General features: G+C 73.3%; 20 protein-coding genes. 2 read left to right on the top strand and 18 right to left on the bottom strand.

Annotated elements, in window-relative coordinates:
- Positions 1-35: 35 nt before the first annotated feature.
- Positions 36-458, bottom strand: a complete 423-nt coding sequence (locus tag AAG895_RS04035; RefSeq protein WP_345794274.1) for a CBS domain-containing protein — start codon at positions 456-458, stop codon at positions 36-38.
- A gap of 187 nt (positions 459-645) precedes the next feature.
- On the opposite strand from AAG895_RS04035, the gene AAG895_RS04040 reads away from it, so the two are divergent.
- Positions 646-2,250, top strand: coding sequence for a thymidine phosphorylase family protein (locus AAG895_RS04040; RefSeq protein ID WP_345794275.1), 1,605 nt, complete (start codon positions 646-648; stop codon positions 2,248-2,250).
- Between the two features lie 18 nt (positions 2,251-2,268).
- On the opposite strand, the gene AAG895_RS04045 is transcribed toward AAG895_RS04040, so the two are convergent.
- From AAG895_RS04045 to AAG895_RS04125, 17 genes are all read right to left on the bottom strand, one after another.
- Complete coding sequence (locus tag AAG895_RS04045; RefSeq protein ID WP_345794276.1) at positions 2,269-4,047, bottom strand: hypothetical protein; 1,779 nt, start codon at positions 4,045-4,047, stop codon at positions 2,269-2,271.
- A gap of 1 nt (position 4,048) precedes the next feature.
- Positions 4,049-5,731 (bottom strand): hypothetical protein, encoded by a 1,683-nt coding sequence (locus tag AAG895_RS04050; protein ID WP_345794277.1) that lies wholly within the window; start codon positions 5,729-5,731, stop codon positions 4,049-4,051.
- Between the two features lie 25 nt (positions 5,732-5,756).
- The gene (locus AAG895_RS04055; protein ID WP_345794278.1) at positions 5,757-7,238 is read right to left on the bottom strand and encodes a hypothetical protein; all 1,482 of its coding nucleotides are present in this window, start codon (positions 7,236-7,238) and stop codon (positions 5,757-5,759) included.
- A complete protein-coding gene (locus AAG895_RS04060; protein WP_345794279.1) occupies positions 7,235-9,712 on the bottom strand; it encodes a hypothetical protein in 2,478 nt (825 codons plus the stop codon). The genes AAG895_RS04055 and AAG895_RS04060 overlap by 4 nt, the downstream gene beginning before the upstream one ends.
- Before the next feature lie 2 nt (positions 9,713-9,714).
- Positions 9,715-11,463, bottom strand: coding sequence for a baseplate J/gp47 family protein (locus AAG895_RS04065; protein ID WP_345794280.1), 1,749 nt, complete (start codon positions 11,461-11,463; stop codon positions 9,715-9,717).
- Between the two features lie 7 nt (positions 11,464-11,470).
- On the bottom strand, positions 11,471-11,935 hold the full coding sequence (locus AAG895_RS04070) for a hypothetical protein (protein ID WP_345794281.1): 465 nt from the start codon (positions 11,933-11,935) through the stop codon (positions 11,471-11,473).
- A 5-nt stretch (positions 11,936-11,940) separates the two neighbouring features.
- Positions 11,941-12,333: a PAAR domain-containing protein gene (locus tag AAG895_RS04075; protein WP_320365737.1), complete on the bottom strand. Its 393-nt coding sequence runs from the start codon at positions 12,331-12,333 to the stop codon at positions 11,941-11,943.
- A gap of 21 nt (positions 12,334-12,354) precedes the next feature.
- On the bottom strand, positions 12,355-12,993 hold the full coding sequence (locus tag AAG895_RS04080) for a phage baseplate assembly protein V (RefSeq protein ID WP_345794282.1): 639 nt from the start codon (positions 12,991-12,993) through the stop codon (positions 12,355-12,357).
- Positions 12,990-14,051, bottom strand: coding sequence for a hypothetical protein (locus AAG895_RS04085; RefSeq protein WP_345794283.1), 1,062 nt, complete (start codon positions 14,049-14,051; stop codon positions 12,990-12,992). The genes AAG895_RS04080 and AAG895_RS04085 overlap by 4 nt, the downstream gene beginning before the upstream one ends.
- The gene (locus AAG895_RS04090; protein WP_345794284.1) at positions 14,048-16,780 is read right to left on the bottom strand and encodes a M23 family metallopeptidase; all 2,733 of its coding nucleotides are present in this window, start codon (positions 16,778-16,780) and stop codon (positions 14,048-14,050) included. Before AAG895_RS04090 ends, AAG895_RS04085 begins: the two co-directional genes overlap by 4 nt.
- A gap of 12 nt (positions 16,781-16,792) precedes the next feature.
- Positions 16,793-20,251: a hypothetical protein gene (locus AAG895_RS04095; RefSeq protein WP_345794285.1), complete on the bottom strand. Its 3,459-nt coding sequence runs from the start codon at positions 20,249-20,251 to the stop codon at positions 16,793-16,795.
- Between the two features lie 6 nt (positions 20,252-20,257).
- On the bottom strand, positions 20,258-20,848 hold the full coding sequence (locus tag AAG895_RS04100; RefSeq protein WP_345794286.1) for a hypothetical protein: 591 nt from the start codon (positions 20,846-20,848) through the stop codon (positions 20,258-20,260).
- Positions 20,845-22,083: a hypothetical protein gene (locus tag AAG895_RS04105; protein ID WP_345794287.1), complete on the bottom strand. Its 1,239-nt coding sequence runs from the start codon at positions 22,081-22,083 to the stop codon at positions 20,845-20,847. The genes AAG895_RS04100 and AAG895_RS04105 overlap by 4 nt, the downstream gene beginning before the upstream one ends.
- Positions 22,076-22,597, bottom strand: a complete 522-nt coding sequence (locus AAG895_RS04110) for a hypothetical protein (RefSeq protein ID WP_345794288.1) — start codon at positions 22,595-22,597, stop codon at positions 22,076-22,078. The genes AAG895_RS04105 and AAG895_RS04110 overlap by 8 nt, the downstream gene beginning before the upstream one ends.
- Before the next feature lie 4 nt (positions 22,598-22,601).
- Entirely contained in the window at positions 22,602-23,111 is a 510-nt protein-coding gene (locus tag AAG895_RS04115) for a hypothetical protein (RefSeq protein WP_345794289.1), read from the bottom strand.
- A 22-nt stretch (positions 23,112-23,133) separates the two neighbouring features.
- Positions 23,134-24,216 carry a phage tail sheath C-terminal domain-containing protein gene (locus tag AAG895_RS04120; RefSeq protein WP_345794290.1) on the bottom strand — a complete coding sequence of 361 codons (1,083 nt, stop codon included), beginning with the start codon at positions 24,214-24,216 and terminating at the stop codon, positions 23,134-23,136.
- Between the two features lie 103 nt (positions 24,217-24,319).
- Positions 24,320-24,766, bottom strand: coding sequence for a hypothetical protein (locus AAG895_RS04125; RefSeq protein WP_345794291.1), 447 nt, complete (start codon positions 24,764-24,766; stop codon positions 24,320-24,322).
- A gap of 252 nt (positions 24,767-25,018) precedes the next feature.
- Here AAG895_RS04125 and AAG895_RS04130 point away from each other — a divergent pair, with 252 nt between their 5' ends.
- Positions 25,019-25,918 (top strand): ribose-phosphate diphosphokinase, encoded by a 900-nt coding sequence (locus tag AAG895_RS04130; RefSeq protein ID WP_345794292.1) that lies wholly within the window; start codon positions 25,019-25,021, stop codon positions 25,916-25,918.
- Positions 25,919-26,028: the final 110 nt, after the last annotated feature.

The following is a 26,028-nucleotide window of genomic DNA, read 5'->3' on the forward strand; positions in this document are numbered from 1 at the left end:
CCCCGGCTGCCCCCAGGTTCAGCCGGCGGAGGCGCTCAGCAGATGCGTTCCCAGAGGCTCTGCTCGTCCTCGAAGTGGTCGAGTTCGAGACCCTTGAAGTCGGTGCGCGAGACGATGCCGACCACCTTGCCGTCGACCACCACCGGCAGGTGGCGGTAACCGCCGTCGCACATCATGTGCAGGGCGTCGAGGGCGGTGCGCTCGGGACCGATGGTGTCGGGCTTGGCCGTCATCACTTCGGAGAGCTGGACTTCGCCGGGGTGGCCGCCGCGCGCGATGACCTGCACCGCGTCGCGGCCGGTGAAGATGCCCTTGAGGTGGGCATGGGCGTCGGTGACCAGCACCGCACCCACGCTGCGCTCGCACATGCGCTGGCAGGCGGTCTGCACCGTGTCGCCCGGGCGCAGCATCAGGGGGTTCTGGTCCTTGACGATGAAGGAAATCGCGCGGTTGGTCATGTCAGCCTCCTGCTCTCTTGTTGTGTGGATACGATCACACTCTAGGCCGGCAAGCGCTTGACAGCGTTGATATTTGTTAAGGGTTCGAGGGTTCGACGGCCGCCGGCGCGGCGCGGTGTGCGCTGGTTCATGAGTGCGCGGGCCAAAGGCGTGCCGCCGGGCCTGCGGCGGGTGTAGCCTTTGACCCATGAGCACGAAACCAGCAAATCCCGGCCGCCTGCCCGCCGCCCTGCCCGCGCCCGAGGACGGCGCGGCGTTCCCGCTGCAGTTGCGCCGGGTCGCGGTCGATACCTATCGCGAGAACGTCGCCTACCTGCACCGCGACTGCGAGATCTACCGCGCCGAGGGCTTCCAGGCGCTGGCCAAGGTCGAGGTGCGCGCCAACGGCCGGCGCATTCTCGCCACCCTCAACGTGGTGGACGATCCGCGCATCGTGCGCTGCAACGAGATCGGGCTGTCGATCGACGCTTTCGCCCAGCTCGGCGTCGATAACGGCCACCCGGCGATGGTGGCGCAGGCCGAGCCGCCGTCCTCGATCCCGGCCCTGCACCGCAAGATCGCCGGCGAGCGCCTGGACCGCGACGACTTCCGCGCCATCGTGCGCGACATCGCCGAGCACCGCTATTCCAAGATCGAGCTCACCGCCTTCGTGGTCGCCACCAACCAGGGCGAGCTCGACCGCGAGGAGGTGTATTTCCTCACCGATGCGATGGCGGCGGTCGGCCACCGCATCGACTGGCACGAGCGTCCCGTGGTGGACAAGCACTGCATCGGCGGCATCCCGGGCAACCGCACCTCCATGCTGGTGGTGCCTATCGTCGCCGCCCACGGCATGCTCTGCCCCAAGACCTCCTCGCGCGCGATCACCTCGCCGGCCGGCACCGCCGACACGATGGAGGTGCTCGCGCGGGTGGAACTGCCGGTCGAGCGCCTGGGCGAGATCGTGCGCGAGCACCGCGGTTGCCTGGCCTGGGGCGGCACCGCCAACCTGTCGCCGGCCGACGACGTGCTGATCTCGGTCGAGCGCCCGCTGTCGATCGACTCGCCCGGGCAGATGGTCGCCTCCATCCTGTCCAAGAAGCTCGCCGCCGGCTCCACCCACCTCGTGCTCGACATCCCGGTGGGGCCGAGCGCCAAGGTGCGCTCCATGCCCGAGGCGCAGAAGCTGCGCAAGCTGTTCGAGTTCGTCGCCGCGCGCATGAACCTCACCATCGATGTCGTGATCACCGACGGCCGCCAGCCGATCGGCAACGGCATCGGTCCGGTGCTCGAGGCGCGCGACGTGATGCAGGTTCTGGAGAACGACCCGCGCGCGCCCAACGACCTGCGCCAGAAGGCCTTGCGCCTGGCCGGCCGCATGCTCGAATTCGACCCCGACGTGCGTGGTGGCGACGGCTTCGCGATCGCCCGCGACATCCTCGACTCCGGACGCGCGCTGGCCAAGATGGACGCGATCATCCGCGCCCAGGGCGGCAAGCCCTTCGACCACAACGCGCCGCAGCTCGCGCGCCTGTCCTTCGAGGTGGCCGCCGAGGCCGACGGCGTGGTGGTGGGGATCGACAACCACCAGCTCGCGCGCATCGCCCGCCTCGCCGGCGCGCCCAAGATGCAGGGCTCGGGTGTGGATCTGCTGAAGAAGCTCGGCGATACGGTCAGCCAGGGCGAACCGCTCTATCGCGTCCATGCCGACTATCCCTCCGACCTCGAGTTCGCCCGCCAGGCCAGCGCCCGCGCCAGCGGCTACGCGATCGGCGGCGCGGACGAGGTGCCGCACCTGTTCGTGGAGTTCTGAGGCGCGGGTCGGCGCCGATCAGGTCGCGACTGCGCGCAGCGTCGCCGACTCCACCATCACCTCGGCCGCGACGCCGCTGGCGACCTCGATCGGCAGGGCCGGCCACGCCGCCAGCGCGGGCGCCACGATGCTCAAGGCGAAGCGGTCGTCCTTGCGCTGGCTGAAGGCGAGCGCCTGGCCGCCCAGGCTGAATGCCGGTTCGCCTGCGGCGGCCGCGCCGCCGCCGGGCGCGCTCTCCAGCCAGCTGGCATGGAGGTCCAGATCCACTGCGCGGCCTTCGACGTCGTCCGCCTGGCGGTGGATCCGCCAGCCCTGGCCGCCGGGCTCGGCCAGCCACAGCCCGCGCCCCGCAGTGACCGAGACCTCCAGCCGCAGCACCTGCGCCTGCAGGTCGAGCGCCGGCCAGCGCAGCGCGAGCCGCAGCGGCTGGCTGGCGCTGGTGGCGGGCTGGGCGGTGTCGAAGTCGAAGGCCTGCTCGATCAGCGGCGGCGTGCCGCGGCGGGCGGCGGCGGGCAGCACGCGCAGCACGCCGCTCAGGCGCTCGGACAGCGGATGCCAGTCGAGGCTGAGGCCGGCGAGCGTGGCCGGCGCGTCGAGACGGCGTTCGCCGCTGATGCGCTGATCGGGCTCGAGCAGCAGCCCGGACCGTGCGCCCGGACCGCCGGCGCCGGGCAGCGCACCCGCGGGCGGGGTCGCGGCGGCGCGCACGCGACCGGTCAGATCCAGCTGCAGCGACGTGCCGAGCGGGGTGGACTGGGCGGGCGGGGGCAGGGCGAGCGCTTCGCGCGCGTGCTGGCGGCCGTCGAAGTGCAGCCGCAGCGGTTCGGCGAGCAGGGCGTGGTCGGCGAGCAGCTCGAGCGCGACATTGCGCAAGCCGAGCGCGCAGGGCGCGTCAGACTCGATGTCGAGCCGCAGCCGCGGCAACGCCGCCGGCTCCGGCACGCGCCGGCAGAACGTGAGCACCTGCTCGAGCGCGGCGCCCCATTCGTCGGCGAGCGTGCCGGCGGGCAGGGTGACGGGCGCGGCCTGCTCGCCCGGCACCAGCGCCTGCCACAGCAGGCGGTCGCTGCCGTCGGTCTCGCCGCCTTCGAGCATCAGCCGCAGGCGCGGGCTGGCGGGACGAGCGGCGATGCGCACACGCGACACCAGCGCGGAGCCCTGGCGCATGCGGGCGACGTTCGCGTCGATCGCGAGCTGCGCGCCGGCCTTGTCCTGGGCGATCGCGGTGGCCCCCTGGACGCCGCCGGCGCGCGATCCGCGGTGCGCGGGCAGGGCGCGCAGGTTGGCGGTCATGCCGGGCTGGCCGCCGAGCAGGATCGAGGTCGTGAACTTCACCACCAGCGGCGAGCCCACCCAGGGCGGGTCGAGCGTGGCGCCCGTCCTGCCTCCCTGCACGGCCTCGGCGCTCACGGCCTCGCCATCGGCACGGTGCAGGCCGAAGTCGTACGCCACCCCGGGCACCGGGTCGTCGATGCGCACGATCGGCGCCGGCCACACCAGCTCGAGCCGGGTCTGCGCGGCTCCGGTGTCCTCGGCGCGCGTGAACCAGCGCGCATCGTCGGTGTCGAGCGAGAACGTGGCGGGGCGGAATTCGACCTGCAGGGTGGAACCGGTCAGGCTGAGCGCGCTGGCGCTGCGGCAGGCCTCGGGCAGGGGCAGCCACAGCGAGCTGCGGAACATGGCCACGCCATCGGCCAGTATCGGGAAGCGCAACTCGAGGTCGAGCGCCGCGCCCACCGGCTCGGAGAGGCTCGGCTGCGTCCTGCGGTAGAGGCCGAATGGGGTGGGCGCCGGCATCTCAGCCTCGCGTCAGGCGCAGGTTGTTCACGCTCACCACGTTCTGCAGGCTGGTGTCGACGCGGTCGATGCGGGTGTCGAGCGCGAGCCGGTTCTGGTCGAAGCGGGCGAGGTCGGTGTTGAAGCGCGACAGCTCGCTGGAGAACTGGCCGTAGCGCAGGTCGAACTGGTTGAGCTGGCTGTCGAGCAGCGTGTAGCGGTTGTCGAAGTCGGCGTAGCGCGTGTCGAAACTCGCGTACCGGGTATCGAACGAGGCATAGCGGGTGTCGAAGCCGTCGATGCGGGTGTCGACCGCCAGGCGATCCTGATTCACCGCCTGCGCCAGCGCCTGCACCTGCCGCAGCTGGGTGTCGACCGTGCTCGCGCGCGCCTCGACCTCGCGCGCGAGCACGCCGATGCGCTCGAACTCGGTGAGATTGAGGTCGGCGACGGTGTCGATGCGGGAGCCGAGGTCCTGCCGGGTCGCGGCGTTCAGCGTGTAGCTGCCGAGCGTGCGCGGACCGATGCCGGCCGCCGCCGCGCCGAGCTGGGTGACCACCGCGTCGCGCGCCGTCGCCGGCAGGGTGTCGGCCGCGCTGCCGAGAAAGCGATCCACCGCCGCCTCCACCTGGCGCTTGCCGACCCATTCCGCGGTGCGTCCGGCGCGTCCGGCGAGGTGGGTCTGGGCGAGGTTGAGCAGATCGTCGAGCACGACGCCGTCGCCGCCCTGCGTGCGCGCGGCGAGGTCCTGCTCGAGCGGCGCCTCGCCCTCGAGCACGTCGGCGAGGAAGCTCACCCAGGGCTCGACCCAGTCGATCCAGGTCGCGGTGCGCACCGCGCGCGCGAGGCTCGTGCCGCGGTCCTCGGCGTCGAGCACGTCGGCCTGGATGAGGCCGCTGTCCACCGGCCATGCCAGCTTCCAGCGCGCGCGGCTGATGGTGTCGATGGCGGCGCCGTGGGCGTCGCGCACGTAGAGATCGACCGCGCTGCGCAGGCTGTAGCTGCGGTCGCGCAGATAGGTGTCGGCCATCGCGCGCAGCCCGGCCTCGAGCGCGAGCGGATGCGCGGCCTGGGCGTCGAGCCCGCCGAGCGCGGTCTCGAGCGCGGCCTGCTGGTTCTCGGTGAGCGGCTCGGAGGGCGGGGTCAGCAGCTCGAGTTCGGCGCTGCCGTCGCCGCCGGTGAGCACGGTCACCGCCTGGCCCTCGATGCGCTGGAAGCCGTACAGGTAGACGAGCCGGCCGATGCTGGTCTGCACCGTCACCGCCACCCCTGCGCGCGGCGTGCCGCCGTGGTCATTGACCTGCAGGCGCAGCGTGCGCGGCTCGCCCAGCCAGGCGTCCTGCGGGTGCAGGGCGAGCGTGAGCACCAGGCCGGTCTCGGTCGGGGTGGCGAAGGGCTCGCCACCGTAGAACAGCTCGACCCAGCGCGCTGGATCGAGGCCGAGCGCGGCGACGCAGATCTCGGTGAAGCGCTCCGGGCCGATCAGCCGCACCGCGCGCACCTGGAGGATGTCGGTGAAGCTGCCGCCGAGCGCGGCGCGCGCGTCGAGCAGGCGCTGGCCGAGGCGCACGCCGATGTCGGGCTCGCGCGGGAACTCGATGTCGCGCGCGAGCTGATCCGCGCTGGTCGCCGCGTTCAGGAAGGCCAGCACGCGCTCCGCCTGGACGGCGGAGAGATCGCTGGGCTGAAGGTAGACGATCGGCATGGCGGCGGGCGCGGGGTCTGGAGGCTCAGCGGTTGATGCGGGTCGCCAGCCCGTTGAGCGAGGTGTTGATCGCCTGCAGCCGCGAACCGAGGTCGGCCACCTGCACGACGTCGATCTTGTTGATGCCGTCGCCGAGCGCGCGCAGCCCGGCGCTGACCTCCTTGCCGGTCTTCTCGGCCGCCAGCACCCGGCTTTCGAGCACCGCGACCGCCTGCTTGGCGCCGGCGGCGTCCTGCGCGATGTTCTGCGCCGCCTTGGCGGTCTGTCCGACCTGCTGCGTCACCGTGGACTGCTGGCCGTAGCCGGCGGCCACGCCGCTGTCGAGCGCGCCGGTGGCGAACTGCATCTGCATCGCCCCCATCATCATCGCCTTGGCGTTCTGCCGCGCCGGGTCGGTGCCCGGGTTGATCACGGTGGCGGCCTTGTCGAGCGCCTTCATCTCGCGGATGCGGCCGAGCACGCCGCGCTGGCCGGCGCGCTTGTCGAGCTCGCTGACCATGCGGTGCACCAGGTCGGGCACATGGAGGTTCTCGTTGAGGATGCGGCTCCAGTCGAGCTCGGCCTGCTCGAAGACGTCGACGTGGTCGCGCGACCAGTTCGGGATCCACTCGCGGAAATTGACCTGCACGGTGGCGACGCCGCGCGTGGGGTCGGGCGAGGTGGCGACCGAGTCCGGCTTGGCGAAGGCCATCACGGTGGCGCGGTAGTGCTGCCACTCGCCCATCGTCTGCAGGATGCCGCCGATCACGCGGCCGCCGGTGTATTGCTCGATGTAGCGGTCGGCATAGCCGCGCACGGTGGCGTTGGCCTCGTACATCGTGCTCACCGAGCGGAAGGCCATCTGCACCTCCGGGTCCTGCGGCGAGGCCGCCTCCTGCAGCACGCGCATCACCGTCTTGCCGCTGCCGCCCGCCTGCGCCTGCAGCACGCCGGCGAAGCTGCCCTCGGCGCTCGGCGTCAGCCCCTTGGTGAAGTGCGAGCGCAGCTGCAGGCGCACCTGGCCGGCGTTGTTGAACTGCACGGCGAGCGCGTTCTCCTCGGCGTTCTCGCGAACCACGAAGCCGGGCGCGGCGCGCAGCCGGCCCCAGGTGGCGACGACGTCGAGCCAGGGCTTGGGGTCGGGCAGCGGGCGGCCGTCGAGGGTGGTGGCGGTGAACACCAGCTCGGCGGCCTGGCCGACGAGGTAGTTCTCCTGCACGGTGCTGACCTTGAGCAGGTAGTTCTGGCGCAGCGGCGCGGTCTCGGCGTCGAGCTGCTGCACGCGCGCGGGCAGGGCCTCGAGCGGGTCGATGCGGGCGTCGAGCGCCGAGATCGCCGCTTCGGTGCTGGCCTCGAGCGTGTCGACCGCGGTCTGCAGCACGGCGAGGTCGGTGCTCAGCGCGTCGAGGCTGTTGCCGTAGGCGTCGAGCACGCTCACCAGCGCGTTCCAGTCCTCGGCGCGGATCAGGTGGCCGGCCGCCTTGCCGGCGAGGGTCGCGGCGAGTTCGCGGGCGTCTTGAAGCGTCATGATGTGCTCTCCTTCACGATTCTGCCTTCCACCATCAGTTGCAGCGGCACGCCGGCGGGGCGGGCGCGCTCGATCAGGTTCCAGACGCGCTCGGCGAGCGCGGGGTCGGCGGCGGCGCCGGGGTCGGGCTGGCACAGGCGGATGCGAATGCCGGCGGCCGGCGGCAGGCGGCGCAGCGCCCACAGCCGCGCCGACGGCGGGTAGCTGAAGGCGGCGTGGCCGAACTGGCCTTCGCCGTCGGGGTCGCTGGCGAATACCGGGTCGGTGCGGAAATGGCCGGGCACCGCCGCGCGCCGGGCCGGCGCCGGGAACAGCTGGCCCTCCTTCGACCACCAGTCGCCGCCGGCGGCGGGCGGGGTGGGCGTTGGGTCGGTGAGCTGCAGGTAGCGCCAGCGCTCGTCGCTGCGGCCGCTGGGCGGCGGCAGCCAGGGCGCGACGCCGTCGACGATGCGCAGCTCGTCGGGCTTGATGCGCAGGCGCAGGGCGTCGGCGGCGAGATCCGCACTGGCGGTGAACAGCTGGCTGGCGGCGTCCCAGCTGCCGAGTTCGGCGCGCACGGTGGGCGCGAACAGCAGCGCGCCGAGCGCGGGCTCGCTGCCGAGGCGGTCGGCCAGGCCGGCGTCGCCGAAGCGGCGCTCGCGGCTTCGCCAGCGCAGCCAGCGTGACTGGGCGCGGTCGTACTGCCAGTGGCCGCGCGGCTCGGCGCTGAAATCCGTCGGGTAGGCGGTGTCGGCGCGGCCCTCGGCGATCCAGGCGCCGGCGTCGAAGTCGTGGCGGGCGAGGTCGCGGCCGTCGAAGCGGAACAGGCCGTTGTCGGCGCCGATCCACAGCAGGCCGCGCTCATCCACGGTGAGCGCGTGCACCGCGCCGATCAGCTCGGGGAAGGCCTCCAGCCGGGTGCCTTCGCCGTCGGCCACGTGCCAGCGCGCCAGCCCGGCCGGGCCGCCCAGCCACAGGCTGCCGTCGGCGGTGGCGGCGAGCGTGGCGAGCGGCGGCAGCGGGCTCGTCATGCTTGCGTCGGGCGTCGCCTCCGGCTGCCAGTCGGGCAGGTGCTCGGAGACGGCCGCGCCCTGGTAGCGCCAGTAGCGGCCCGCGCGCCACTCGAAGAGGGCATTGGCGGTGGCGATCAGATCGCGGCGCACCGCGCCGCTGGCCGGATCGTGCTCGCAGAGGCAGGCATGGAGGTCGAGCCCGGCGTGGCGGCGCGCGGCGAGGCTGCCGTCGGCGGCGATCACGCTGAGGCCGTCGGCGCCGGCCGCGATCACACCGCCGGCGTGCGCGGCGAGCGCGCGCACCGCGCCGCTGAAACCGGTCACCGCCTGCCAGCGCAGGCCGCCCGAGCTCGGCCACAGCGCGCAGCGGAACAGGCCCGCGTCGGTGCCGAGCCAGGCCGCCTCGCCGCTGCAGCACAGCGCATGGAAGGGGCCGGCGGGGGCGCCGGTCTCCACCGGCGCGAAGACGCTGCCGTTGAAGCGCTGCACGCGCCAGGTCTGCAGCGTGCGCTGGATCGCCCACAGGCTGCCATCCACCGCACCCGTCAGCGCCACGATGCGGCCGGCAGGCAGGCTGGCGGCCTCGCTCCACGGACCGTTGGCCGAGGGGTCGCGGGTGGCGTTGGCGGCGGTCTCAAGCGGGCTGGCGAGAAGCTTGCCGTCGCGCACCAGCCAGACGCGGCGGCTGGGGGTGAGGCGCAGCGCCTGGTCGGCGGCCAGGGTGCCGGTCCACGCCACCCCGATGCCGACCGGGGTGGCGCCCGGGGTGTAGCGCTCGACCATCGGCGCCGCGGTGGCGGCGATGATCCCCTCCGGCGCGGCGCCGACGATCACGAAGCCGGCGGTGTCGGCGCTGTCGATCTTCCAGCGCGCCAGCGGGGCGACGTGATCGCCCTGTTGCACGCTCGGCGGCGCGGTCAGGGCCTGGGCGGCGCCGCGCAGCGCCACCGGCTCTTCGATCGAGAAGCGGCTGCGCTGGCGCGTGAGCGGCGCGCTCATGTCCTCGGGCAGGGCGGCATCGACCAGGCGGCGCAGGGCGTCGGGCGTGCACAGGCCGAGCCGCCAGGCATCGACGACGTCGGCCAGGCGCTGGCGGTATTCCTCGACGTTCTCGCGCAGGCTGGCGGGTTCGCGCCAGGGCGGCAGGTCGAGCAGGGCGCCCAGCCGCGCCAGGTCGCGGATCCACGGATAGCGCTGCAGCTCGGCGCGGTCGGCGCCGGCGCGCACGTTGGCCGGGCCGAGGCCGCGCTCGCGGCGGTGGGCCTGGTAGTGGCGGGCCCACAGCGCGGCGTCGGCGGTGTCGGCCCAGTGCGCGCGCAGCACGTGCTGCAGCTCGGCGGCGGCCTCGCCCTGGGCGGCGCCGACCGCGGCCAGCCAGTCGGCGAGCAGCGTCCGGTCGTCCGGCTGCGGCCGCCACAGCGAGGGCAGCAGTGCGGTCAGGCGCTCGATCTGGCTGGCGAAGGCGGGGTCGCGCGTGCTCATGATCAGGCCGCCTTCGGCTTCACTTCGACGCTCACGCCGGCGAGCGACAGGCGTTCGCCGGTGGCGAGCGCGAAGGCCGGCGCGGCCGCGCTCTCCAGTACCTGGCTGAGCGCGCTCGGCCGCGTGAACACCCACTGCACGGTGTATTCGCCGACTTCGCCGGCGCTGGCGCCGGCCGCGCCGCCGAGCTGGGCCTCGAAGCTTGCGCTGGTCCAGCCGGCGTGCGGCAGCGGCAGCAGGCGGGTGAGCCGGCCCCAGCCGAGCACGCGCTTGGCGTCGTCGGCCGCCAGGCCCTGCTCGGCGAGCAGGTTGAGGCTGGCGATCGCGGCCTCCACCGCGGCGGCGAGCTTGGCCTGGTCCGGGATGGGCTGGCCGCGCGGATAGCGCACCGCCAGCGTGAGGCCGGTGGCGAGCGCCGGGTCGACGATGCGCAGCTCGGCGAGCTCGGCGGTCTTGCCGCCCAGGGTCAGCAGGCCGCCCGCCACGTCGAGGACGTCGGCGCCGTCCGCGGTGGCCGCCTTGATGCGCACGTCCTCAACGCCCTCGACGCCGATCGCCAGGCCGGCGAGCCGGCTCAGGCTGCCGTCGGCCGCCAGCGGCAGGCGGGCGAAGTAGTCGGCGTAGCGGCTGCGGATCTCGTCCTGCAGTGCGCGCAGCCGGGTCTCGGGCAGACCGGTGGCGGATACCAGTTGCAGGTCGAGGGCGATCTGCAGCGGCGGCTCGCCGGTGAGGACGTCCACCTTCACGCCGGCCGGCCGCACCTGATCCACCGCCTTCTTCAGGCGCGCGAACTGGTCGGGCCCGGGTACGCCCTGCAGCGTGATGCGTACCAGGCCGGGCGCGGGCTCCTCGAGTTCGGCGCGCAGGCCTTCGGCGGCGATCGCGGCCTCGATCGCGCTGCGCGTGCCGCGCGCCGAGCCGGCGAGGAAGCGGCGGGCGCGGCTGCGCAGCTCGTCGTCGTTCTCGTCGCGGTCCAGGCGCGTGGTGGCGGCGGGGTTGGTGACCGCCTCGATGCCGGCGATCGGCCGCACCATCAGCACCAGGCTGTCGGGCGGCAGGCCGTCGTTGTCGGCGACCAGGTCGCGGGCGGCGACCTTGGCCGCGGGCTGGCCGTCGACCAGGGTGAGATCGCTGGTGGTCTCGTATTCGATCGCGCCGTCGGCGGTGGCCACGCGCGTGCCGGCGGGGATGGTGATCTCGCCGGCGGTGTTGCGCGCGCGGGTGAAGCGCAGCTCGCCGCTGTTGCGTCCGGCGCGCACGCGGCGGATGCCGAGCAGGCCGACGACATGGTCGAGCGCGCCGCCGCTGGCGGTGTCGAGGAAGCCGGCGCGATACACCGTCTCCATCTGCGCATACAGGCCAGCGGTCTCGAGCGCCACCGCCTCCATCAGCGTGCGCACCACCGAGCCGGGGTAGAGGTCATTGACCCGCATCTCGCGCTGGCGTGGCAGGTAATGGATCTCGAAGGCGGTGCCGTCGTCGGGGCGGGCGCCGCCGGCCTTCCATTCGAGCTCTGCACCGTCGGCCGACAGCACGTAGTCGGCATCGGGCGCGAAGCGGAAGGTCTCGCCGTTGCGCGCCCCCCACACCGCGGTGATGCGGTCCACCGGCGGGCGCTCGAGCGCGTGGCGGTAGGGCTCGCGCGTGGCCTTGGCCGGCGGGTAGGGGTGGGCCTCGCCGCTTACCCCGCCCAACAGGCGGTTGAGCAGGCTTTCGGCGACTTCGGGATAGGTTTTGCGGCGGAAAGACATGGCGTCCTCACACGGCAAGTTCGATGGAGAAGGGGCCGATCGTCACCAGCTCGGTGGCGGCGACCGGCTTCACCCGCAGCAGCACGTCGACCGTGGAGCGGGTGCCGGGCGAGGGTTCGACGCGCAGCTCGGCCACCTTGTCGATGCGCGGCTCGGCCTTGAGCGCCTCGAGGATGAAGAGCCGCAGCAGGTTGCGGCGCGGACCGTCGTTCTCGCGCCCGATGAGTTCATGCACGCGCGAGCCGTAGTCCGGGTGGCCGAGCGCGGCCAGTTCGCCGCGCGGCGTGAGCAGGCGCAGGATCACCGCCTGGGCGAGGTTCTCCAGGCCGTCGCGCGGCACGAAGTCCCACGCTGCGCGCGGCTGCTTTGCCGTCTCGGTGAGCCGATACACCGGGCGCAGCTCGCGATGCACCGCGTGGATGGCGAGGTCGCACAGCAGGTGGGCGGTCGAGGGCGGGCGGAAGCTGGGCATGTGGTTCATCCGATCAGCACGGTGCCGCTGGCGATCACGGTGCCGGCGGGCAGGTCGGCGGGGTCGTTGCAGGTCTGCGCCATGTCGCCCATGCGCGCGGCGGCCTTGCCGTTGATCTGCACCGTGGCGGAGCCGGCGAGGATGGTGGCGCTGTTCGACGGCGATTTCTGGAACGGCCCGGCGGTGGGGATGTGGCTGGGCGTGTTGGTGGCGGTCGAATCCTTGGTGGCGGCGGCCTTGCCCTCGATCTGCACGTCGGACGACAGCCCGCCGTCGATGGTGCCGACGAAGGGGCTGGGCAGCGGGGTCGGGATCGGGCCGCCGGGGCTGGGCACCATCTGGATGTGGATGTCGGTGGCGAGGATGCGGTCGCCTTCTTTTGCGGCAGGCAGGCTCATGGTCGCGTGTCCTCGCTGGCCCTAGTTGATCTTGACCATCGCGCCCTTGAGCACGAGGTTGCCGCTGGCTTCGACAGTGGCGTCGCCGTCGGCCTTCAATGTGAGCTTGCCGGCGGCCTTGAGGTCGAGGTCGCCGGGCGCCTCGATCTTGATCGCACCGCCGCCGTCGATGGTGACCGTGGCGTCGGCCACCTTGAGCGTCATCACCGGGTCGTCGTCCTGCACCTCCATCCTGAAGCGGTCGCCCTTGAGGCTGACGGTGAAGCCGATCGGCGAGGACTGGCGGATCTCCACGCGCACGCCGCTGTCCTTGGCGTCGGCACCGGACGGAAGCTGCAGCACCCAGTCGTTCTCGACGTTCTCGGGCGGGGTGTCGGACTCGTTGTAGAGCGTGCCGGCGACCACCGGGCGGTCGAGCGCGCCGCCGATGAACTGCACCAGCACCAGGTCGCCGACCTCGGGCAGGCTGGCGAAGCCCTTGCGCGGGGTGAGGACCGGCACGTGGCGCAGCACGAGTTCGGTGCTGCGCAGCACGACGTCGGCGCTGTAAGGGCCGGGGTCCGACGGATACACCGCCTGCACACTGCCGATCTCGGCGAAGCGGTGGCTGGCGAGCTCGCGCCGGATCAGCTGGCGCAGGGTGTCGTACAGCTCGCTCATGCCGGCACTCCCGTGGCGCGCGTGATGAAGCCCTGGCCGGGGGCGAAGCGGTGCTCGACCGCCACCGCCACCCAGTCGCCGTCGCCGCGCCCGCCCGGGCAGCCCTCGAGCGCGAACGGGCTGGCGATGTCGAGCGCCGGACAGCCGGGCACGGTGATGTGCACCCGACCGGCGGGCTTGGCGCCCGCGCCGTTCAAGCCACCGAGCGCGCCGGCCAGGCCACCGGCGCCGCCGGGTGCCGCGCCGCCACCGCCCGGCGCCGCGCCGGAGGCGGGCTTCTCGCCTGCGCTCCATGCGCCTTCCTTGGCCTTGCCGGTGGGCAGGCCGGCAAAGGCGGTGATCGCCGGGTCGTGCAGCTCGGCCTGCAGGCCGAGCAGGTCGCGCCCCCAGCCCCAGGTCGCCACCGGCTGGCCGCGCGCGGCGCGCGCATTGAGCCGGCCTTCGGCGTCCATCCACGCCTGGACGCCCGCCGCCTGGCCGAGGCGCGCCATCCATTCCCACAGCGAGCCCTGGGCGTCGATGGCAAGGAAGGCGTACTTGGGCCCGGCGTCGATGTCGCCCGGAGTAAGGCTGGCTTCGCCCGCCCACAGCTTCATCAGGTCGGCGAAGCCCTGGTTCTCGTAGCCGGCGTTGCGGCGCACGCGGGTGAGCGGCGCGGCCGCGGCGCCGAGCACCAGCTCGAGCACGCCGCTGCTGCCGCCGATCAAGGTCACCGGGCCGGTGAATACCGCCGGCGGATCGTCGCCGGCGCCGAGTTGCAGCTTGAGCACGTCGCCCGCCGCCAGCGCCGGGAATTCGCTGCCGGGCAGAAAGCGCAGCCGGCACGCGGACAGCGCCGGTGCCGGCAGCAGGCGGACCTCCGCCGCGACCAGCGCGGCGGTGAGCGGGTCGGGCTGGGCAGGGCCGGTGAGCAGCGCAACGAGGTCGGCGCCGAAGCCGCCGGCCGAGGGCGCACCGCCGCCGCGCGACACCTTCGCGCGTGGCGGCGGCAGCGTGCCGGCAGCCGTCGAGCCGCCGAGTGCGCCACCGAGGCTGTCCATCAGCGCGTCGCCGATCATGGCGGCAGCTCCGTGGTCCGGGTGTTGCGCGAGCGATACCAGCGCAGGTTCTTCAGCACGCCGTCGCCCGGGGCGTCGGCGAAGACGAAGGGCAGGGTGTAGTCGCTGAGATCGCCGTCGGTGACGAGCTGGGTGGCGCCCAGCGGCTCGGGGCTGGCCGGTGGCGCGGGGCCGCGCAGCACGTGCAGGTGCAGGTGGTTGTGGAAGCTCACCCCGGTGCTGCCGGCGCGCATGATCGGGTTGCCGCGCCGCACCCGGGTGCCGATGATCTGCTGCGGTGTCTTGCCGTACAGCGCCTGCCACAGCGCGCGCACGCCCTCGGTGGCGCCGTGGCCATAGACGGCGTAGGTCGTCACCGCGGTGCCGCCCTGGTCGCGGTCCTGGGCGTCGATGCGGCTGTCGTGGCGGATGGCGATGAAGTTCCAGCCCGGGTTGTCGTTGCGCCAGCTCGCGCCCATGACGCCGTCCGAGGCGGTGCGCGCGGTCGCCTCCTGGGTCGTGTTCGGGTTGATGTTGTCCGGGATCCAGTCGAAGAAATCGACCACCGTGCCGTCGCGGATGGCGAGGATCTCATCGCCGAAGTCGTGCGCGAAATCGTAGGCGTAGACCTGCGGAAAGCTGTTCCAGCGCGCATGGCTGAAGAAGCCGAGGTTGGCCTGGCCGACGTACATCGCACTGTCGGCGGCATAGGGCAGGTTGTAGGGCGAGCCGGCCTTGTCCGGGTAACCGATGAAGTCGCTGCGGGTGTCGGGGTAGGGCGTGTCGTCGGGATCGATGCGCGGGTTGTAGCGCCCGCCGTCGGTGCTGCCGTCGCGCTGGCTGTAGAACTCGATGATGAAGGTGAGCGTGCCGAACAGCGCGCCCAGGCCGACCTTCTCACCGAGCTGGACCGGGGTGTGGTTGCGCGCGATTGCCCACGCGATGAAGGTCCCGAGCATGTTGCCGAAGGCGTTGATCAGCGGCGCGCCGAGCAGCATCCACGGGAAGTAAAGCGGGCCGAAGGCGGCGGCGCCGTCGTTGTCGAAGGGCAGGCCGTAGTCGTCGCGCGGGATCAGCGCGCGGAAGCCGAAGCCGATGGCGAGGTTCACCAGCCCGATCACCGGGTCGGCACGCTGCCAGTTGGCCGGGCGCAGGTCGTCGCCCACCGCCGGCGGGCCGTCGGGGCCGGTCTGGTTGATCAGCGTGAACAGCGACAGGAAGAAGTCGTTCACACCCTGGGTGGCGCCGCTGATGGTGTACGCCGACAGCGCGTCGCCGCCGATCAGCGTCAGCCATTGCAGGAAGCCGAGCCCGGCTGTGGTCTTGGTATGCACGCCTTCGAAGGAGCCACCGAGCACGGTCAGCATCGGCAGCAGCGACGAGAACAGCCAGCTCGAACCCACCCCCCAGCCGAGCGAGCGCACGATCAGCGAGGGCAGCGGGGCCTCGCCGGCGCCGCGCGCCACCGCGTCGGTCCAGTTCCACAGCCAGAGCGGGATGTTGCAGGCGTATTCGCGCTCACCCATGCCCATCGCCACCGCATGCCAGAAGCCGGCGGCGCTCTTCTGCAGGATGGAGGTGGCGCGCGTCCAGTCCTCCAGGAAGCCGGGCGAGATGGCACCGAAGCTGAAGTGCTCGCGGCTCGCTGGCCCGGCGAACTGCGGCGCCTGGTGCCAGGCGAAGGGCGCGTCGGCGCGGTGCAGCACGGCATCGTCCACGGTGGCGCGGCGCAGCACCAGGCATTTCTGGTCGGTGGTGAGCCAGACTTCATCGCCCGGGTAGCCAGGGGTGATGTTCTGCAGCAGACCGGTGCCGAAGCCGTTCTGGAAGCCCTGGCGGTGGCGTGCATACAGCCACGAGGCGTACCAGCAGTACTGGCCGTCCTGGCTGCGCGGCGGCACGCCGGTCGAGCGCGCACTGCGGCTGCGGGGGCCGCGCGCCGTGGCTGCCGGGCGCGCGGCCGGAATGGCCGCGCGCGGCAGCCCCCCTCGGGTCTGGACCGCGGCGGCGCGGGCGATCTCGGCGAGCACGCGCAGCACCGCCTCGATGCGCCCGAGCAGGCATTCGGCCTGGCCCGAGATCGCCGGTAGCGGGGTCTCGCGCAGCGCACGGATGAGGAGGCCGGCGAGGCGGTCGAGGTCGAGGTCGAGCGTGGGGAAGCGCGGATAGACGTCGCGCTCGAGCCGGCTGAGCAGGCAGGCGAAGGCCTCGCGCACCGCCTTCACCTGGGCGCTGGCGCCTTCGGGGTGGGTGCGCAGCTCGGCGCGCACCTCGCCGAGCAGCACCAGGAAGTCGGCGCGAAAGCCCGCCTGGGAGAGGCCGAGCGTGTCGGTAAGGATGCGCTGGGCGCGCTGCAGCGTGCTGCGGATCTGCGCGTCGGTGAGCAGGCCGGCGATCGGCGCCAGGCGCTCGAGGCCGTCGGCGAGGCGTTCGAGCAGTTCGGCGGTGGAGGCTGGTCCGGCGCTCGCAGGGGCGCCCGTTGCCAGGCTGGCGATGGGCTGGGTGACCGGCTCGATCAGGCCGCGCAGCTCGTTCAGCGCCTGCGGCAGGCGCGGGCCGAGGCGGGCGACGAGCGCATCGGCGAAGCGCTGGCCGGCGGCCTGGAAGGCCGGCAGCACGGCTTCGGCGGCGGCGGGGTCGAGGCAGAGCTGGTGGGCGATGGCGACGATCTCGTCGGCCATCTCGTCGCCCACGCCGCGCCCCTGCATGCGCGCGAGCATCTGTGGCTGGATCAGGAGGGAGCCGAGCATGATCCTGTTCTCCTAGCTGCCCACGCTGACGCTGACGCTGGCGCTCGCCGAGGCGCCGCTGCCGCCGGGCGCGCTGGCGAGCAGCCCGGCATAGGCCTGGTCGACGCGGCCGATCTGCACCCGCAGCTCGGGCGGCAGGCTGTGCACCCAGTCGATGACGAGCTCGATCGAGACGCTGATGTCGAGCGCGGCGACCAGCGGCTCCACCGTCGCCCGCCAGGTCTCGTCGAGCGGCTGCAGCAGCAGCGGGTCGGGGTCGAGTGCGCCGACCTTGGCCTGCAGGTCCTGGTGCAGGGCGTCGAGCTGGGCGCGTAGCGCGGGCGGGATCACCGTGTCGAGCGAGATGCGCGCGAGCAGGCGGTCGCGCGCGGCCTCCAGCGGCTGGCGCAGACTGGCGGGGTCGAGCGCGCGCAGCTCGGCGAGCAACTCGGCGTAGAGCGTGTCCACCTGCTGCGCGTACAGGCCGGGGTCGAGGCCGGCGATGCGGTCGGTCAGCGACTCGATGTCGGCGAGCAGGTCGGCGAGCGCCTGCGGCGCGGCGAGCAGTTCGTCGAGCTTGGCCTGCAGCGCATCGACCAGGTCGTGCAGCGCGGCCGCGGCGGTCTGCAGCAGCGCCGCCAGCAGCTTCAGGCTGTCGAGGAAGAGCACCAGCGGCTGGCCGAACTGGCGCATCAGCGCCTCGCGCACCCACTGCCGGACAAGCGCCGGGCTGCCGGGCAGCAGCGCGCCGAAGGGACCGTCGGCGCCGGGGAAGCGCGCGCCGAGCTGGTCGAGGAGGGTGGCGAGGCGGGCGTCGGTCTCGGCCAGGCGGCGCTCGAGGGCGGCGAGGGCGATCAGCGCGTCCTCGGCGGCGCGCGTGGCGGGGGCGTCGAGGAAGGTGGAGAGGGCGTTGGCGTCGGCTGGCGGCAGCGCGCCGAGGCCGCCGCGGATGCGGCTGCGGGCGAGCGCGAGCTCGCGCAGCAGGGCGTCGGCACCGGCTGCCGGGAGCGCCGCGGTGAGGGTGTTGCGGGCGCTGGTCCAGCGCGTGCGCAGGGCGTCGGCGCTGGCGGAAAGCGCAGTGGTGCGCAGGGCCTGGAGCGCGTCGGCGAGCTCGCCGCTGGCGGTCTCGGGGACCTTGGCGAGCACGCCGTCGAGCCAGGCGTCGAGCTGGGTGGCGCCGTCGCCGAGCGCGCCGAGCTTGTCGACCAGGTGGTCGGCAACCTCGAGCGCGCTGTCGAGCGTGTTGCCGAAGCTGCGCACGCGCGCCAGCACGCTGCCGAGCGCATCGCCGAGCTCGCCGGCGGGCACTGCGGCATCCAGCCCCTGCAACGCGCCGCGCACGGCGTCGGTCAGCGGCTTGAGCAGCGTGGACGGGCGCAGCTTCTCCAGTTCCTTGATCAGCGCGGCGTGGGCCTGCGCGGCCGGCTGCAGCACGGCGGCGACGTCGAGCTGGCGGGCGAGGCGCTGGCGGGTGTCGGCGAGCGCGCGGTCGGCCTCTTCCATCCACTGCGTCGGGCTGAAGGCGGCCAGGCCGTCGCGCACCACGCCGTAGGGCTCGGCCAGCAGCGGCTGCAGCGCAGCGCGCGGCGACAGCGCGAGCAGGCGTGCGCGTGCCTGCTCGGGCAGGGCCTTGATCTGCAGCAGCAGCTCGACCGGGCTGCCGTCGAGCTGGACCTCGAGCTCGACCACCAGCGGGTCGGTGAGCGGCACCAGCGACTGCGGCAGCACGCCCATCGCCTCGCGGATCAGCTCGGGGCCGGGGGCGGGCAGCGTGGCGGGGTCGATCGCGCGCAGCACGCCCTCGAGCTCGCCGATCGCGCCGATCACCTCGTCCGCCACCGGGGCGAAGGAGATGCGCGGCAGGGATTCGGCGAGCTGCTTGATCTGCTCGAGCAGGCTGATGAGTTCGGCGACCTCGCCCTGCTGGGTGAGGTTGGCGATCGGCTCGAGGATCTGGCGCAGTGGTTCGGCGAGCGTTTCGGGGTCGATCGCGTCCATCGCCGTGTCGGCCGCCTGCAAGGCTTCGCCGAGCGCCGAGGTGGCGGGCGACAGTGCGCTCGCCAGCGCCGATTCGATGGCGGCGACCGCCTGCTCCAAAGCGGCTTCGAGCTGCTGTTGCAGGCTGGCGAGGTCGAGCGCCTGGAGCTGGCTGCGGGCGTTGTCGAAGGCGCGCTCGGCGCTGGCGCCGAGGCCGGCGAGCTGCTGCTCGACGGCGGCGATCGCGTCGCGGGCGCCATCCAGCGCCTCGGTGATCGGGTCGCTGACGGCGCCGATGTCGAGCAGGTCGAGCACCGCCTGCAGCCGATCGCGCACGTCATCGATCAGCGCGGTGAGCGGGGCGAAGGCGTCGGCGGGCAGTGCGGGGACGGCGAGGCCGCCGATGCCCGCCGTGAGGTCGGCGAAGCTCGCGCGCGGCTGCAGCAGCACCAGCGTGCGGCACAGGCCGGCATCAAGCGCGCTGGGCAGTTCGACCAGGCGGGACATCAGGCGCGCCCGGGCCTCGGTCGCGCTGGAGGCGAGCGCGGCGCCGTTCGCTGTGGCGAGGGCGGTGCGCGCGCTCTGCGCGGTGACGAGCGCGCTTGCGGCGCTCGCGGCGTTGCCGGCCTGCACCGCGGTGGCGAGCGCGTTCATCGCGTCCACGAAGCTGCGAGCGGCGGTGCCGACGGCGACGCCGGACTGTGCGGCGATGTCGGCGGGCGGCAGCGCGCGGTCGATGCAGCCCCGGGTGTTGGCGGCGATCAGCGCGTCGAGCTGGGCCACCGTCTGCACCAGCTCGGCCTGGACCGCGGCGGCGTTGGCGTCGTCCCAGCGGATCAGGGTGTCGAGCGGATCGCGCAGGTCGTCGAGGATGGGCAGCGAGCGGAGCTGGAAATAGCCCGGGCGGAAGGTGCCGACGCGGGCATGCACCCAGCGCAGCAGGCTGGGCACGCTGAGGTCGGCGGGCAGGGTGTCGATCAGCGTGCGCGCGGCAGCAACCTGGTCATCGTTCAGGGCGCCGGCGCTGTCCGCGGGTGTACCGGAGCCACTACCACCGCCACCTCCGCCGCCACCGCCGCCACCGCCGCCACCGCCGCCACCATCACCCGCGGCCGCTTCAATCCCGAGCCCGCAACGCCAGTCGCCGCCGAACAGCGCCTGCAGCCGGTCGATGCGCGCGAGCAGCGGCGCGAAGGCCGCCTGGAGGTCGGTGCCGAGGCGCCCGGGGAGGGCGGCGATGTCGCCCTGCAGCCCCTGCGCGAGGCCGCCGAGCTCGCCCTGCAGGCTGGGCAGCAGGCTGCCGAAGCTGGCACCGAATTCGAAACCGCCGGAGAGCTGCGGCACCGCCAGCCCGCCGAGCCCGGACAGCGCGCTGCCGAAGTCGCCCGGCGGGCCGCTCTGCCAGCTTGCGATCAGCTTGCCGAGATCGCCGAAGGCGCCGCCGAGGCCGCCCGCGATCGCCGACAGGTCGGCGCCGGAGGCGCTGAGGTCGAGTTGTGCGAGCAGTCCGGGCATGGTCGCTCACTCCAGCAGGCCGCGCAGGCCGGCGCCGATGCTGCCAAGCTGGCCGATCGCCGGTGCGGTGTCGCCGAGGATGCCGGCCAGCGGCCCGGTGGGGTCGGAGATCGCCGGCAGGCTGCCGAGGGCCTCGAGCGCGTCGATCGCGCCCATGGCCTGGTCGAGCAGGCCGGCGGCGTCATCGAGCAGGCCGGTGTCGATGCCGCCGAGCACGTCGGTGGGCGGCGGTGGCGGGGGCGACTCGGTGAGCCATAGCGTGTAGTCGATCTGGTCGGGCGCGCTGGCCTCGGCCTGCACGTGCAGCTGCTGCAGCAGCACGTACTGGATGTCGGTGCCGGTGGCGATGTCGGAGACGAAGGTCATCGGCGCGCCGGCGAGGTATTTCTCGCGCACCGCGTTGAGCAGCTCGAGCCCGGCCTCGCTGCCGAACACCGAGCCCTCGATGACGATGCGCGCCGGGCGGCGATCGAGGTCCTGGAACAGGCTGCCGGCACGCCCCGGCACGGGGAGCTCGAGGAAGTCGCGCGTCTCGAGGGTTTCCAGCCGGGTCACGCGCGGGAGTTCCCAGTCGGCGAGCATGGGGGTGAGGCTCATGTCAGATCCACTCCCCTGAGCCAGGCCTGCTCGCGCAGCAGGCGGTCGAGCCCGGCGGCGAGGTCCGCGGGGCCGTCGGCGGGCTGGCCGGATGCGGGTTCAGCGTCGGCTGCCCAGGCCCTGGCACCGGCGACCGGTGTGCCCGTGGCCTGCGCGCCGGACGCGGCCGCGCCGAGCAGTCGCGACGGCGCGCGCCGCAGCGGCAGGCGTTCCGCTGCGCGTGGCGTGCCCGCCTCCGCAGGCCCGGCGCCGGTGTCTGGGGCCGGGCGCAGGAACAGCGGCGCGACCAGGGTGCGCAGTGTGTCGGCGGCGGGTTGCATGTCAGCGCGGGTGTAAGCAGCGCTCGCCGTGGGCTGCGCGTCCGCGGCCGGGCGGGTGTCCGGGCGCGGGGCGGCATGGTGCTGCAGCAGGCCGCCGACGCGTGCGCCGACCGACGGTGCGCCCGCCGAAGCCCTGCCCGCGCCGGCTGCCGCAGCGGCGCCGGAGCGGGCCGCGTTGGCGAGCGTACGGCCCGCCTCGGGCCCGGCGGCGGTGTGGCCTTGCAGCACGGCATTGATGAGTTCGCCGACCGACTGCACGCCGGACGAAGACTCGGCCGCGCCGGCCGCTGCGGCGGCGCCCGATCGGGCCGTGCGCGCGGGCGTGCGGCCGGCCTTGGGGCAGGCGGCCCGGGCGGCGTGGCGTTGCAGCAAGGCGTCGATGAGCGCGCCGACCGACGGGGCGTCCGCCGAAGACGCGCCCGCGGCGGCCGCTGCAGCGGCCCCGGATCGGGCCGTGTCGGCGAGCGTGCGATCGGGCTCTGCGCGCGCGGCGGCGGCGCGCGCTGCGGCCGACGGCGGGAGGTCCGGTGCCCGGCCCGGCGCCTGGCGCAGGCTGTCCGCGGCGCTGGCCAGGCCGGCTGCGGCGGCCCCCGCGTTTCCGCCAGGGGGTGCAGCGGCCGTGGGCACGGCCCGCTTGCCCGTGTCGGCGCGCCGTCCGCGCGCCTTGGCGCCGGCTTCGGCGGCGTTCGCTGCGTCGACGAATTTCGGCATTAAGAAGGGGTTCAAGGGCACAGCGACGGCGAAGGGGTTGAAGCGCGCCGCCGTTGGCAGGCGCTCGAGATTGCCAGTGCGCGCCACGGCCACGCCGGTCACCGCGGCGATCAGCGCGGACAGCCGCGCCTGCGTCGTCTGCAGGTGCTTGCTGGCCGCATGGAAGGGCGCAAGGGCGGCCGCGAGTCCGCGCGGTTCAGCCATGGCGGCCGCCCTCCTCGCGCAGCATCTGCAGGTGGAGCAGGATCTGGCCGAGCGTGAGCTCGCCGAGCTGCTGCGGCGTCCATCCGAATTCGCGCGCCAGCACGTGGGCGGCGCGCGCGATCGGCTGCTCGGCGGCCTCTTCCAGCGCGGCGGGGGCGACGGCGAGGCCGCTCACGCGATTGACCTCGGCGAGCAGGAACTCCATCAGCCCGATCGGCAGCGCCGACACCTGCGGCAGCGACAGCTCGGGCAGCTGCAGCGCCGCATGCACCATCAGCGCGCCGGCCAGGCTGTCGCTGTCGCGCGCGGCGCGGCTGATCAGCTGCAGGTCGCGCACGGTCAGCGGGCGGATCTGCACCCGCCCGGCGAAGCCGCTGCGGCCGGCCTCGATCAGCGCCGCCGGTACCTCGATGTCGTAGGTCGCGGCGCTCCCGGCGAGCAGCTCGTCGGCGCCGAGGTAGGCTTCGGGCGCCGCGTCGACCGCCGGCGGGTGCGCCTGCGTTGCCATGCTCATCGGCTCAGCCTCGTTCGTCGCGGACGGTCACGTACAGCGCCTGGAAGTCGGCGCCCTCCATGACGAAGTCGTCCTCCGGCATGGTGAGATTCCACTGCTCGAGCTTGACGTCGTGCAGGGTGACGATCGACTTGGTGCCCGGGCTGGCGGCGTTCTCGGCCATCAGCGTGATGTTGAACGCGGGCTGCACCCAGGAGGCGCGCGGGCGCTGGTCGGCCGCCTCGCCGAGCAGCAGGCGCAGCAGCGCGCCGTTGAGCCAGGCGCGGTCGATGTGGCCGCTCACGCTGACGTTGCCCGAGCGCAGCTCGCTCGCGTAGCGCTGGCCGATCTCGTGGAAGGGGCGGATCGCCGAGCTGACCTGGACGGTGACGCCGGTGACGCGGCCGACCTGGATCAGGTCGTTGCCCTCGATCACGGCGCCGGCGGCCGAGCCCTCGGGCCCGTCGCCGGCGGGGGCGAGCAGGATGGTGCCGTCGGCACCGGTGTAGACGTTCTGGTTGGCGGCAGATGGCATGTCGGTCTCCTTGCCTGCGTGTTCAGGACAGCGCCAGGGTCACGCGGATGTAGTCGATGCTGAAGGTGGGTTGCATGGCCACGTTGACGATGCAGCGGCCGGCGATCTCGTCGGCGCGCGTGGCGGTCACCTCGAGCTGGTAGCCGGTGAGGGCCTCATCCACCACCATGGTGGTGAGGAAGCTGTCGAGCGCGCCGCGTAGCGCGGTGCGTACGCGCTCGTTGTTGAGTCGGCCGACGAAGGGGTTGGCGACCTGGCGGATGCCGGCCTTGGCGAAGTCGACGATGCGCCGCGTGGTGATCTGCGAGAAGGCCGCGCCCTCGGTGGTGATGCCGCGCACCACGCGGATGCCCTGGCGGTCCTCGAGCGGGCAGACGTCTGCCTGCAGCAGCGACTTGAGCTGGCCGTAGCTGTAGCGGGTGGTGAGCTGGGTGACGCCGGACAGCACCTTGTTGGTCGGGCTGGCCTGCGGCGCCAGGCTGGCGATGAGGCCGCCGACCGCGGCGGCGGTGTAGTTGCCGGGGAGGTCGACCATCGCCCCGGCCGCGGGGTCGTAGGCGCGCACGCCCGGGGTGACGAGCACGACGCGCTTGTTGGCCGCGACCTGGGCGGCGACGTCGCTGACGGCGGTGGCATCCGAGCCGATCACGGTGATCATGTCCTTGCCGTCGCCCTCGGCGGTGTTCACCGCGGACGGCAGTACCTGCAGCGCGGTGGCGGTGGCGAGCTCGGGGGCGATCAGGATGTTGATCGTGTCCTTGAGCAGCTCGGCCGCGGCATTGGCGAAGGCGGTCTGGTCGGCGCCGGCGGCAACGGCGCGGGCATAGACGGTGCGTGCGCCGTTGCCGAACAGCAGCGCGAGGCCGCGCATCAGGTTCTGCGCGCCGGTGGCGAGCGCGTCGGAGGGCGCGTAGAGCTTGGCAGCGTCCTCCATGCTGCCGAGGATGTGCGTCTGGCCGATGGCGTTGGTGACGCCTTCGGCTGCCGCGGCCGTGCCGACGATGCCGACGTTGCCGAAGCTCACGCCCTTGGGCGCGATCAAGCCCTCGGCCTGGACCCGGATGAATGTGCCGGGAACGATCTGTTCCGCAAAGTTCTCTTCCATCGCCCGCTCCTTCGATCCCCGCTGGGGAGTCCGTTCGCCCCGCGCGGGGCATTGCCGATGCATGCCGCGTGCTGCGCGCCATGCGGTTTGCGACCCGGGCCGGTCAGCCGTCGGGTTCGATGCCGAGGACGAGATCGGTGATCACGTCCTCGCCTGTCGTGGGTATGCGGATGAACTCGAAATCGATGTCGAAGGCGAGCGTGCGCGGGTCGTCCACGCCGACGCGCTCGAGGCGGTGCAGGCCGCGCGTCGCGAGTTCCTTGCGCGACAGGCACAGCAGCGCTGCCGCGAGGCCGTCGACATGGGCGCGTGCGGCGGTCTCATTGCCGCCGGCGACGCTGATCGCCACCTTGCCGAGCACGCGGCGGCCGAAGAGCGCGGCATCCGGTTCGGAATGATTGCCGACGTAGCCGCCGAGTCCGAGCGGACGCAGGCGGCGCGGCTCGATGCGCAGGCTGCGCGTCATCCCCGCAGGCGGGCTGGCGGGCAACAGGCCCGCGATGGCGCTCTCGAGCGCCGCGAGCGCGTCCTGGGCCAGCACGTCGGGCATGTTGGTCTCCTGCGGCCCGCCAGGGGCTGCCGTGATGAAGCGGGGGTCAGGCGCGCTTTTTATCCTTCTCGCACATTTTTTGTAGTCTGCCCCCAGGGCCTTGTCAAACGCCTGCTGGATGCGCCTGCGGCGCCCCGCGCCAAGGCCCGGCGGAGGCGTTTGCGCGGACCCGGAAGCGCGGGTGTGAACTGGTTCGCGCTCGTGCGCGGGATCGGCTTCAAGGTCCGCGGGGGGCGGTGTAGGCTTGCACCGATGATGACTGAAGACACCCTGCTGCTGCATTTCGAGGACGAGTCCGACGAGGCCGCGCGCCTCGCCCGCGAAGCGGGTCTCGAGACGGCGGTCATCGAACGCCACCGTTTTCCGGACGACGAGCTTCGCCTGCGCCTGCCTGCGGCGCTCCCCGCACGCGTCGTGCTCTACCGCAGCCTGCATCGCCCCAACGAGAAGCTGCTCGAGCTCCTGCTCGTTGCGCGCAGCGCCGGGCGTCAGGGCGCCCAGCACCTGACCCTGGTCGCTCCCTATCTTGCCTACATGCGCCAGGACAAGGCATTTCGCCCCGGCGAGGTGGTCAGCCAGCGCATCGTCGGCGAGTTCCTCGCCGGTCTCTTCGACGCCGTGATCACCGTGGATCCCCACCTGCATCGCATCGCCACCCTGGCCGAGGCGATTCCGGTGGCGCATGCGCTCGCGCTCACGGGCGCCGGCCTGCTCGCCGACGTCGCGGTGGCACACCGGCCGCAGCCTCTGCTGGTGGGGCCGGACGTCGAGTCGCGGCAGTGGGTCGAGACCGCCGCGCAGCGCCACGGCCTCGATCACCTCGTGTGCACCAAGGTCCGCCACGACGACCAACGCGTGGACATCGCGCTCCCGGCGGGCGCCGACGTGCGCGGCCGCGCGGTGGTCATCCTCGACGACGTGGCCAGCTCGGGGCATACGCTTGCGCGCACGGCGGAAGGCTTGCGTGCGGCGGGTGCGGCCTCGGTGGACGTCGCCGTGACCCACGCCCTGTTCGCGGGCGACGCGCTCGCGCTCATCCGCGCGGCCGGGGTCGGCGAGGTATGGAGCACCGACTGCATCGTGCATCCGACCAACGCCGTGCACATTGCGCCGATGCTCGCCGCCGCGCTGCGCGAGCTCCGCGCCGCCTGATTCCGGCGCGACGCTCCCGCAGCCTTCGCGGCCCGTCCCGCAGGCGCGCAAAGCGCCTGCACGGGCGGCCCGCAGGCAGGTCGGCGATGACGTATTCAAGGCTTAGTGCT

This window comes from Thauera sp. JM12B12 (assembly GCF_039614725.1).
Taxonomy (GTDB): Bacteria; Pseudomonadota; Gammaproteobacteria; order Burkholderiales; family Rhodocyclaceae; genus Thauera.

Bases quoted from the DNA above. Each gene is read 5' to 3' on its own strand.
- AAG895_RS04110 (WP_345794288.1), bottom strand. From the start codon at position 22,597: ATGAGCATGGCAACGCAGGCGCACCCGCCGGCGGTCGACGCGGCGCCC.
- AAG895_RS04125 (WP_345794291.1), bottom strand. From the start codon at position 24,766: ATGCCCGACGTGCTGGCCCAGGACGCGCTCGCGGCGCTCGAGAGCGCC.
- AAG895_RS04075 (WP_320365737.1), bottom strand. From the start codon at position 12,333: ATGAGCCTGCCTGCCGCAAAAGAAGGCGACCGCATCCTCGCCACCGAC.
- AAG895_RS04055 (WP_345794278.1), bottom strand. From the start codon at position 7,238: ATGACGCTTCAAGACGCCCGCGAACTCGCCGCGACCCTCGCCGGCAAG.
- AAG895_RS04070 (WP_345794281.1), bottom strand. From the start codon at position 11,935: ATGCCCAGCTTCCGCCCGCCCTCGACCGCCCACCTGCTGTGCGACCTC.
- AAG895_RS04080 (WP_345794282.1), bottom strand. From the start codon at position 12,993: ATGAGCGAGCTGTACGACACCCTGCGCCAGCTGATCCGGCGCGAGCTC.
- AAG895_RS04130 (WP_345794292.1), top strand. From the start codon at position 25,019: ATGATGACTGAAGACACCCTGCTGCTGCATTTCGAGGACGAGTCCGAC.
- AAG895_RS04045 (WP_345794276.1), bottom strand. From the start codon at position 4,047: ATGCCGGCGCCCACCCCATTCGGCCTCTACCGCAGGACGCAGCCGAGC.
- AAG895_RS04050 (WP_345794277.1), bottom strand. From the start codon at position 5,731: ATGCCGATCGTCTACCTTCAGCCCAGCGATCTCTCCGCCGTCCAGGCG.
- AAG895_RS04085 (WP_345794283.1), bottom strand. From the start codon at position 14,051: ATGATCGGCGACGCGCTGATGGACAGCCTCGGTGGCGCACTCGGCGGC.
- AAG895_RS04035 (WP_345794274.1), bottom strand. From the start codon at position 458: ATGACCAACCGCGCGATTTCCTTCATCGTCAAGGACCAGAACCCCCTG.
- AAG895_RS04060 (WP_345794279.1), bottom strand. From the start codon at position 9,712: ATGAGCACGCGCGACCCCGCCTTCGCCAGCCAGATCGAGCGCCTGACC.
- AAG895_RS04095 (WP_345794285.1), bottom strand. From the start codon at position 20,251: ATGCCCGGACTGCTCGCACAACTCGACCTCAGCGCCTCCGGCGCCGAC.
- AAG895_RS04120 (WP_345794290.1), bottom strand. From the start codon at position 24,216: ATGGAAGAGAACTTTGCGGAACAGATCGTTCCCGGCACATTCATCCGG.
- AAG895_RS04100 (WP_345794286.1), bottom strand. From the start codon at position 20,848: ATGAGCCTCACCCCCATGCTCGCCGACTGGGAACTCCCGCGCGTGACC.
- AAG895_RS04115 (WP_345794289.1), bottom strand. From the start codon at position 23,111: ATGCCATCTGCCGCCAACCAGAACGTCTACACCGGTGCCGACGGCACC.
- AAG895_RS04105 (WP_345794287.1), bottom strand. From the start codon at position 22,083: ATGGCTGAACCGCGCGGACTCGCGGCCGCCCTTGCGCCCTTCCATGCG.
- AAG895_RS04065 (WP_345794280.1), bottom strand. From the start codon at position 11,463: ATGTCTTTCCGCCGCAAAACCTATCCCGAAGTCGCCGAAAGCCTGCTC.
- AAG895_RS04040 (WP_345794275.1), top strand. From the start codon at position 646: ATGAGCACGAAACCAGCAAATCCCGGCCGCCTGCCCGCCGCCCTGCCC.
- AAG895_RS04090 (WP_345794284.1), bottom strand. From the start codon at position 16,780: ATGCTCGGCTCCCTCCTGATCCAGCCACAGATGCTCGCGCGCATGCAG.